At 63.7% G+C, this 9,404-nt stretch carries 7 protein-coding genes and 1 tRNA gene; 4 read left to right on the top strand and 4 right to left on the bottom strand.

What is annotated here, in order from left to right; genetic code table 11:
- Nucleotides 1-210 precede the first annotated feature (210 nt).
- Entirely contained in the window at nt 211-882 is a 672-nt protein-coding gene (locus NW838_RS02600; RefSeq protein ID WP_414427446.1) for a flagella basal body P-ring formation protein FlgA, read from the bottom strand.
- A 342-nt stretch (nt 883-1,224) separates the two neighbouring features.
- On the opposite strand from NW838_RS02600, the gene fliD reads away from it, so the two are divergent.
- Genes fliD through NW838_RS02615 form a run of 3 tightly spaced genes read left to right on the top strand, consistent with a single transcriptional unit; the run spans nt 1,225 to nt 4,271 of the window.
- On the top strand, nt 1,225-3,507 hold the full coding sequence (fliD, locus tag NW838_RS02605) for a flagellar filament capping protein FliD (RefSeq protein ID WP_414427447.1): 2,283 nt from the start codon (nt 1,225-1,227) through the stop codon (nt 3,505-3,507).
- A 13-nt stretch (nt 3,508-3,520) separates the two neighbouring features.
- The gene (fliS, locus tag NW838_RS02610; protein ID WP_414427448.1) at nt 3,521-3,943 is read left to right on the top strand and encodes a flagellar export chaperone FliS; all 423 of its coding nucleotides are present in this window, start codon (nt 3,521-3,523) and stop codon (nt 3,941-3,943) included.
- Nucleotides 3,936-4,271, top strand: coding sequence for a hypothetical protein (locus NW838_RS02615; RefSeq protein ID WP_414427449.1), 336 nt, complete (start codon nt 3,936-3,938; stop codon nt 4,269-4,271). Before fliS ends, NW838_RS02615 begins: the two co-directional genes overlap by 8 nt.
- 93 nt (nt 4,272-4,364) lie before the next feature.
- Here NW838_RS02615 and NW838_RS02620 read toward each other — a convergent pair whose 3' ends face one another.
- The 3 genes from NW838_RS02620 to NW838_RS02630 all read right to left on the bottom strand — a co-directional run bounded on the left by NW838_RS02620 (nt 4,365) and on the right by NW838_RS02630 (nt 8,442).
- The gene (locus NW838_RS02620; protein ID WP_414427450.1) at nt 4,365-4,682 is read right to left on the bottom strand and encodes a hypothetical protein; all 318 of its coding nucleotides are present in this window, start codon (nt 4,680-4,682) and stop codon (nt 4,365-4,367) included.
- A gap of 179 nt (nt 4,683-4,861) precedes the next feature.
- Entirely contained in the window at nt 4,862-8,326 is a 3,465-nt protein-coding gene (gene mfd / locus NW838_RS02625) for a transcription-repair coupling factor (protein ID WP_414427451.1), read from the bottom strand.
- Nucleotides 8,327-8,365: 39 nt separating this feature from the next.
- A tRNA-Met gene (locus NW838_RS02630) sits at nt 8,366-8,442 on the bottom strand.
- A 76-nt stretch (nt 8,443-8,518) separates the two neighbouring features.
- On the opposite strand from NW838_RS02630, the gene NW838_RS02635 reads away from it, so the two are divergent.
- Nucleotides 8,519-9,403 carry an alpha/beta hydrolase gene (locus NW838_RS02635; protein WP_414427452.1) on the top strand — a complete coding sequence of 295 codons (885 nt, stop codon included), beginning with the start codon at nt 8,519-8,521 and terminating at the stop codon, nt 9,401-9,403.
- Nucleotide 9,404 lies beyond the last annotated feature (1 nt).

Consider the following 9,404-nt stretch of genomic DNA (forward strand, 5'->3'; position numbering starts at 1 on the left):
ATGTCTGGATGCAAACCCCGACCTAATGGTCCCCCCTTTAAACTGGGGTAACCTAATCGGCTTGGTTCCCCTCGCGAAGCGGGGGGAACCTTAAGGAGGGGGGCAGACTTGACACAGCGCACAAACTTTCGGGTGCCCGTGAGGAAAAGGCGTCAAGCGGCAGGAATGCGTTATTGTTCAGTATTAGACACAGTGTCCAAATCGCGAAGCTCATAGCCTCACCTCCAGTACGCCTGTGTCAACAATCTGGGCGCGGAGTGTCTTCTGCGTGTCGGGGATGTAGACAGGGATGGTTTCGTCGAGTGCGCCTGTGGCGCGGGCGACGCCTTTGACTTCCAGCACCACGCCGTCAGCGACGACGCGCACTTGGACACTCTCGCCCGAGCGCACGGCGATTTGCCGCGCCTTGGAGGGCGCCTTGAAGCGCAGCAGGTAGCGGGCGCGCGGCTGGTTCTCCACCAGCGCGACCACCTCCAGCGTCGCCGACTGGGACGCCACGCGCGGCTCGCCCTCCAGCCGAAAGCTCACCGCCCCGCTGGGGATGGCAGCAGGCGCGGGCGGGTTCTCCAGCGTCCATTCGCTTGCCGCCTCGCCCAGCACTGCCCGTAACTGCTCGCGGGCGAACTGCTCCAGCTGCGTGGTATCCAGCGACTGCGCCCCGCGCGTGATGCGCACCGTGTGCGGCATTTCCAGTTGGATGGCGCTGAGGTCTATCCCGTGCAGGCGCAGGCGCGTGATGAGTTGCTGTCGAGTGAACAAACGCGACTGTCCAGCCAATGGCGACGCGCCCAGCTCAATCCGTAAAAGCGTTTGACACAGCGTCTCGTCGCCTTCCACAGTGGCGATGTCGCCCAGTTGGAAGCGCGCTGCGCTGACCGTCACGCTTTCGGGAATGCGGATTGTGGCTTTGACAGCCTGTCTATCAGCGTTGACACTTGGCTTTGCGCTGCTTGACAATGCGTCTAATTGCGTGTCAAGGCGTGCATAACCGCTGTGCAACGGCGTTAGACAGTCTGTCCGTAGGTGTGGCTCCTCCGTAAGCCGCGCTGTGGCAATCCATAGCATGCCCCAAATCAGCACGGCGCACATCACCCCCCGATTATCGGCAACGAAACCTGCATTTTTGAGAGTCCAGAACGCTGAACACGCTGCCGATAATGGCAACGACGGTGGAGTCGCATGGAGGCTGGCTGATGAGTAGGGCATACCAGGAGGTGGGTCAGAATGATCAGCGGGAATTTGAGCGGAATCAACTTTGCAGGGTTAGCGACGGGGATTGACACCGAGTCGATCATCCAGAAGCTAACGGAGCTGCAGTCACGCCCGATGCAGCGGCTCATGGTGCGCAAGTCGCAACTGCAGAGCCGCATGAGCGCGTTCGACCAGTTTCGGGGGCTGGTCAACAATTTGGCGACGGCGGCAGGCGCGCTCTCGGTCAACAGCGCGTTCAACTCGGTGCGCGGCACATCCAGCGACACGCAGGTGGCGACCATCACCTCTTCCACCGAAGCGCTTCCAGGAACTTACGAGTTGAAGGTCAGTAAGTTGGCGCAGGCGCATAAGATTGTGAGCAGTGCGCACACCTCCGCCACCGCCGAGCTGGGCGTTAGCGGGCAATTTATGGTCAACGGCAAGGTGATTACGCTCCAATCCACAGACACCCTGCAAACAGTGGCGCAGAAGATTAATGCAGCGGGCGCTGGCGTCACGGCATCGATTCTCAACACCGACAACGGGGTCTACCTCACCCTTACCGCCAACGAGACGGGCAAAAACAGCAAGATTCAGCTGGCGGATGTCGACGGATGGCAGGTGCTTGCGCCGACGCTGAAACTCGTCTCGTACAACGAGTTCATCCGCAACCAGCAGAACAACGCCGCGCTCTCTGACCGATTCCGCGACGCGGGGCAGACGCTCGCACAGGTGTTCGGGATGACCAACCCGCCGAGCGGTACAATTCAAATTAACGGACAGAGCATCGCCGTGGACTTTGCGACCGACACGCTCGCCTCGCTGGTGGGCAAAATCAACAACGCAGGCGCGGGCGTCACGGCGTCCATCGTCAGCGAGACGGAGAACGGCACAACCTACTACCGCCTCAAAATCGACGGCGGGAGCAACCTGCCGACCTTCGTCGACGACAAGAACATCCTCAAGAACCTGGGCGTGCTGCAAAACGGCTACCAGAACGAACTTGTGCAGGCGCAGGACGCCGAGTTCACCATCGACGGGTTCCAGTATAGGCGCAGTCGCAACCAAGTGAACGATGCGATACAGGGCGTAACGATTAATCTGCTCAGCGCGGACGCCAACAATCCCAAGACGGCGATTCTCACGCTCTCGCGCGACACGGAAGCCGCCAAAGGCGCGGTCAATAACTTCGTGAACGCCTTCAACAGTCTGGTGGACTTCCTGAAGCAGAACGCCTCCATCGACAAGAACACACTCAAAGCGGGCGTGCTGTTTGGCGATACGACGGTCAGTAGTGTGGTGGACGGCATCATCAACCGCACGATTAGCGCGGTGCCGAACCTGCAGGACAACCTGCGTGTGCTGGCGCAGGTGGGCGTGCAGCTGGGTCAGGACGGCAAGCTTAGCTTCGACGAGGGCAAGTTCACGCAAGCCCTGACGCAAGACCTGCAGGGCGTGATGCGCCTGTTCACGGCGTCGGGGCGAGCAACCGACCCGAACATCAGCTTCATCTCGTCGACTGACAAGACCAAAGCCTCGCCGCAGGCAGGCTATGAGGTGGTCATTACCCAGGCGGCGACCCGCGCGGAGGCGATGGCGAGCGTCGCACAGACCTCTGCCAGCACGACGACGGAAGTGCTCACCTTCAGCGGCGCGCTTTTTGGCAGCGAATCCGTGAACCTCACGCTCGCGGCAGGCAACACGCTTCAGGACACCATCAACCAAATCAACAACGACCCGCGCCTGCGCAATCGTGTCGTCGCCAGCCAAGAGAACGGCAAGCTCGTCATTCGCGCGGTCAACTACGGCTCGGCAAGCAACTTCACGGTGGTCTCGAACCTCGCGGCGGCGTCCGACAACTCTGGGATTGGCACAACGCCCATCAACGCCGAGGGGCTGGATGTGCAAGGCACAATCAACGGTGAGGCGGCGACAGGGCGCGGGCAGTTCCTCACGGGCAACAGCGACAACCCCAACACGGCAGGGCTGCAAATCCGCGTGACGGCGACCGCGCCAGGCACATACGGTAGGGTTCACTTCACGCGCGGCGTCGCCGACCAAGTGCGCCTGTTCGCGCGGCAAGCGACCGACATCGTGAACGGCGACATCCAGAACGCCACGAACACCCTCCGCGACCAGATGAGCGCGATTGACCGCCAGATCGAGTCCATCCGCGAGGAGGTCAATCGTCGGCAACTGATGCTGCGCGAGCAGTTCGCGCGGATGGAGCGCGCGATTAGCCAGATGCAGAGCCAAGGGGCGCGCTTGGCGGCGTTCGCGGCGACCCTGCCGCGCGTGGGCATCGCAGGCAGGTGATGGAGGTCAGTCCATGTATGGTGGCGTGAACGGACACGAGCGATACTTGGAGACGGCGGTGGAGACCGCCAGCCCCGCGCGGCTGATTGTGATGCTGTATGACGGGGCAATCCGCTTCATCAACGAGGCGGCATACGCGATGCAGCAACGCGACTACGAGACCCAGAACACCAAACTGCAACGCGCCCAGAAAATCCTTGCCGAACTCATCAGCAGCCTCGACTTCGACAAGGGCGGCGAAATCGCCGAGAACCTGTTCCGTCTCTACACCTACATGTATAACCAGTTGGTGGAGGCGAACATCAACGACAGCCGCGACCGATTGGAGCATGTGGTTCATCTGCTCTCCGAACTCCGCGAGGCGTGGGACACGATTGCAACGGAGTCGGAAACGCAGGTCGCGCTGCCCGCAGCGAAGGTGAGTCTGCATGGCTAAATCGCTGGTGGAGACGCTGCTGCACGACTTTTGGATGCTGAGCCTCTGCTTGGAGGACGCGATTGAGGACGACCGCTGGGACGAGGTCACGGGGCTGCTGCAGCGGCGCGAGGAGACGCTGCGCACGCTGGAGCGTCTGGAGCCTGACCCGAAGTGGCTGCCCTTGCTGCGCCGCGCGTTGGAGGCAGATGACCGCTGCCAGAGCCTGCTGCGCCGCAAGCGGCGCGCGCTGCTGACCGAGTTGGAGCAGGAGGAGCGGCAACGCGCGTGCCAAGAGACCTACGACCCGCCGCCGCCCACCGATTGGAAGTTTGATGTGGAAGGTTAAGCAATCAGTGCCGTTGCGTAGATAAACATTTCGCCCCCACCCCGACCCTCTTAAAGGGGTAGGTTTCCGTGCCCTCAGAAAAAACCTACCCCTTTAAGGGACGGCGTGGAGGGTATGTTGGAACAGGTGCTGGAAGGCGGCGTCGGGGTCGAAGTAGCGTTGGAAGTGTCGGTAGTAGCGGTTGGGGATGTGGTTGGGGTAGGGGTGTTGGGTGCGTGCGAGTTGGGCGATGGTTTTTCGTGCGGTGGTGATGAGTTCGGCGCGGGTGAGTTGTTGGAGGGTGCGGTAGGGTTCGGGTCGTGTGGTGTTGAGGGGTGTGGTGCTGATGAGGTGTTGGAGGTGGTATACTGGGTGTGTGTTGTGGTGTTGCCCATCGGGTTGTCCCATCTCGGCGTGTCTAAGTCGTACCATAGTAGGGATAGGGATACCCGATGGGCGTTTTGTTATTCAAGGGGATGTGGGTGTGGGGATGTTAAAATGGCAGACGTCAGGGTTCCCCCTGCAAGCAGGGGGAACCGAGTAGGCGCGCCTCTCGTGGTTCCCCTCGCGAAGCGGGGGGGGGAACCTGCAGGAGGGGGGCACAATATCAATTACACCTCCGTACACGCCTTGAGTTCGCCCAGTATCTGCATCAGCGTCTCCAGCGGGTGGTCGCCGATGGGCGCGCTGATTTCGTCGGGCTGCGTGCGCGCGCCGCGAATGGCTTGCTGCAGCGCGAGTTGCCAGCGCGCCTTGAGTTTGCGATCAGGCTTGAAGCGCAACACCAGCCGCTTGCCCTCCACGCCAATCGTCTGCACGCCCAGCGCGTGCGCCAGAATGCGCTGCTCCATCAGCCGAATCAGGCTCTTCAGCGGGATGGGCAGCTCGCCGTAGCGGTCGCGCAACTCGCGCACGAGCGACTTGAGTTCCTCGCGCGTGCGGCTGCCCGCGATGCGCTTGTAGTAGCCCAGCCGCTGCGCGACATCCTGAATGTAGTCGTGCGGGATGTAGGCGTCCACAGGCAACTTGCTGGCGTCGGGCAGCTCCTCGTCAACGGGCGCGTCCAAGCTCCACTGCGTTTCGCCTTGGCGCAGGCGGCGGATGGCGTCGCGCAACATCGCCTGATACAACTCCAGCCCGACGGAGCGCATCGCGCCGTGCTGCTCCTCGCCCAGCAAATTGCCTGCGCCGCGAATCTCCAGGTCGCGCATCGCCAGCGCGAAGCCTGAGCCTAAGTGCGAGAACTCGCGCAGCGCTTGCAGGCGGTCTTCCGCCTTCTCGGTGAGTTTGCCCGCGCGGTACAGGAAGTAGGCATACGCTTGACGATCCGACCGCCCCACGCGCCCACGCAACTGATACAACTGCCCCAGGCCGAACCGCTCCGCGCCCTCCACAATCAGCGTGTTCACATTCGGCATGTCCAGTCCGTTTTCGATGATGGTGGTGCTGACCAGCACATCGTACTCGCGGTTGTAGAACGCCAGCACGGTCGCCTCCACCTCCTGCGGGGGCATCTGCCCGTGCGCGACGGCGATTCGCGCGTGCGGAACCAGCCCCTGTAGCCGCTCGGCGACATGCGTGATGCCCTGAATGCGCGGCACGACATAGAACACCTGCCCGTCGCGCTGCAACTCGCGCAGAATCGCCTCGCGCGTCATCCAGTCGGTGTAGGGCGCGACGATTGTGCGTATCGGCAGCCTGCCTGGGGGCGGGTCGGTAATCATGCTCATGTCGCGGATCTCGGTCAGCGCCATATACAGCGTGCGCGGGATGGGCGTCGCGCTCATCGACAGCACATCGACCGTGCCGCGCAGTTTCTTGAACTTCTCTTTCTGCATCACGCCGAAGCGCTGCTCCTCGTCGATAATCACCAGCCCCAAGTTTTTGAAGGCGACATCGTTAGACAGCAGGCGGTGCGTGCCGATGACCATATCGACTGCGCCCGTTTTCAGCCCGTGCAGGATGCGCTTCTGCTCGGCGGGGCTAATCAGGCGGCTCAGCAGCGCGACCTGCACGCCGAACGGCTCGAACCGCTCCTTGAAGGTCTGGTAGTGCTGGTACGCCAGAATGGTGGTGGGGCACATCAGCGCGACCTGCCTGCCTGCCATAATCGCTTTGAAGGCGGCGCGCAGGGCGACCTCCGTCTTGCCGAAGCCGACATCGCCAATCAGCAGCCTGTCCATCGGGTGGGGCGATTCCATGTCCGCTTTCACTTCGGCAATCGCGCGCAGTTGCCCCTCGGTCTCGATGTAGGGGAACATCGCCTCCATCTCGGCTTGCCACGGGGCGTCCTCGCCGTAGGTGGGGCGGGTGACTTTCTCGCGCAGAGCGTAGATGCGCACCAGCTCTTCGGCGACCTCTTTCGCTTTTTGGCGGGCGCGGGCGACCGTGCGCGCCCACACCATGCTGTTCAGCCGCTTGATTTCGGGCGGCTTGTCGTCGGGCGCAAGGTACTTCTGGATGCGGTCTAACTGGTCTACGGGCACGAAGATGCGGTCGGGGTGCGCGTATTCGATCAGCAGGTACTCGCGCTTGACGCCGTCGCGCTCCAGCGTCGTTAGCCCGCGGAACACCCCGACGCCGTGATAGAGATGCACCACATAGTCGCCCGGCTGCAAGTCCATGATGGAGGTAATCGGCACGCCTTCGGTGAATCGGCGTGGGGGCAGGCGCAGGCGATGGTTTTCGAACAGCTCGGCATCCGTGATGAGCGCGAACTGCTTGGCGTCCCACACGAACCCGCCGCCGAGGTTGCCCTGAAACAGCTCGACGCTGCCCTCCAGCGACGCCTCTTGCAAGGCGCGGCGCACTTGGGTGGGGCGGTCGGTGGCGATCACGATGCGGTAGCCCGCCTGCTGCCAGCGGTAGACGCGCTGCCACAGGTCGGCGACCGTGCCCGTTGCGGTGCGCAGCGTGCGCGTGCCCAGTTCGTACTCCTGCGCGACGGGGAACGGCTTACCCCCCGCCACAATCGGATCGCCCAGCAGCAGGCTTGTGCGATGGCGCATCACGCGCTCGAACGGCTCCACATACTCATCGGGCTGCAGGGGGGGGATGTCGCCGCGCTCGGCGCGTGAGGTCAGCGACTGCGCCAGCTCCTCGACGGCGCGGTCATAGGCGGTGTTCAGCATCAGCGGCTCGTCCAGCACCAGCCAGCCGCTTTCGGGCAGGTAGTCCAGTAGGCAGGCGCGCGCGGGCAGCAGCCACGGCAGGTACAGCTCCAGCCGATCGAACGGCGCGCCTTGCATCAGCGGGCGCAGGTCGTCTTCCAGATTCTGGCGCAGGGTCGGTTGCAGCGCGGCGGGCTGACGGGCAGTGCGCGCCTCCCACGCGGCGCGGACGCGCTCGGCGACTTCGGGCGCGCCCATCGGAACCTCGCGCGCGGGCAGCAGCACGGCATACTTGACCTGCTTGACCGAACGCTGGGTGGCAGGCTCAAACAAGCGCAGGCTGGCGATTTCGTCGCCCCAGAACTCGATGCGCACGGGCAGCTCCGCGCCCATCGGAAACACATCCACAATTCCGCCGCGCCGCGCGAAGCGTCCGGGCAGGCGCACAGGCTCTTGGTACTCGTAGCCGTCTTCGGCGAGTCGGCGCAGCAGCGCGTCGGGCGCGATTTGGCACAGCCACTCGTGCGTGTCGGGCGGCTCGGCGTCGGGCAGGCGCAGGCGCACCAGCTCCGCCTCGAACAGCGCGGGCGGCATCGTGCGTTGCAGCGCGGCGGCAATCGGCGCAAGGATGCACACCGCCTCGCCCCGATGCAGCGCGTGCAGGGCGCGTAGGCGTTCGTGCAGCGTCTCCTGCTCCACGCCTGTCGGCTCCAAAAGCGGGGTCAGGCTGCTGGGCAGGCGCAGCAGCCGCTCTTCGGGCAGCCCCAGACGCAGCAGCACCGCCAGCCACTGCTCGGCGCGCGACAACGAGGGCGTCAGCACCACCACAGGCTGGGATTGCTCGGCAAGCCACGAAGCCAGCAGCACGGGGCGCGACTCAAGGCACGCCTCGCGCCAGACGGTGGGGGCGCCATGCGTCGGCGCGGGCGTCGCCTCGCCCACCTGAAGCAGCCACTCAGGCAGCATGTGCGGGAATTGTACCTGTTGGGGATGTTAAAATAAAAATGGTTGCGGGGGTGGGATTTGAACCCACGACCTTCGGGTTATGAGCCCGACGAGCTACCGGACTGCTCCACCCCGCGTCGTTGTGCCATTAATATACCATGCGGCGAGGGGGTTTTGTCAAGGGGTGGGGGCGCATGGTGTATACTTTGGGCGATGTGGCTGGCGATTGTGGTCGGCGTCGGGCTGGCGCTGGGGGTACTGCTCCTGGTGAACTATTTGGCGACTCGCGCGACGCTGCGTCCCCCGCGCACGCCGTTTTTCATCACGCCGCGCGACTTGGGGCTACCGTACCAGAATGTGGCGTTCCCGTCGCGCGACGGGATACGGCTGCACGGCTGGTGGCTACCCGCGCCGAAGCCCGTCGGAATCGCGATTCTGTGTCATGGCTACCTGATGAACCGCTGCGAGCCGTTGCCCGTCGCCCGTGAACTGTGGCAGGCAGGCTTCCACTGCTTGGTGTTCGACTTCCGCGCGATGGGCAAGAGCGAGGGCGATTTGTGTACGATTGGCGATTTGGAGCGGCTGGATGTGCTGTCGGCGGTGGACTTCGCGACGCGCACTGCGCCCGATTTGCCCGTGGTGGTCTACGGCGCGTCGATGGGCGGCGCGGCAGCTATCTTGGCAGCGGCGGAAGACCCGCGCATCCGCGCCGTCGTCGCCGACTCCGCCTACGCACGGCTGAACTTGGCGGTCAAGGATTGGTGGCGCAACGCAGTGGGCAAGGCGTCCATCCTATTGCACCCGACACTGCTGATTGGCAGGCTCTACACGCGCCAGTCCGCGCACAAGGTCGCGCCCGAAGCGGTGATCGCCCACATTGCCCCGCGCCCTGTGCTACTGATGCACGGCACGCACGACCAACTCATCCCGCCTTCGCACGCCGAGCGGCTCTTCCACGCCGCGCGCGAACCCAAGCAACTCTGGTGGGCGCAGGGCTGCGAGCATGTGCAGGCGCGCTACGAACGCCCCGACGAGTTCTACCCCCTGCTGGTGGACTTCATGCTGAAGGCAGTCGGCGCAGCGGACGGGGGGAAATGAT

It is taken from the genome of Synechococcus sp. R55.2, assembly GCF_047462075.1.
Lineage (GTDB): Bacteria > Cyanobacteriota > Cyanobacteriia > Thermostichales > Thermostichaceae > Thermostichus.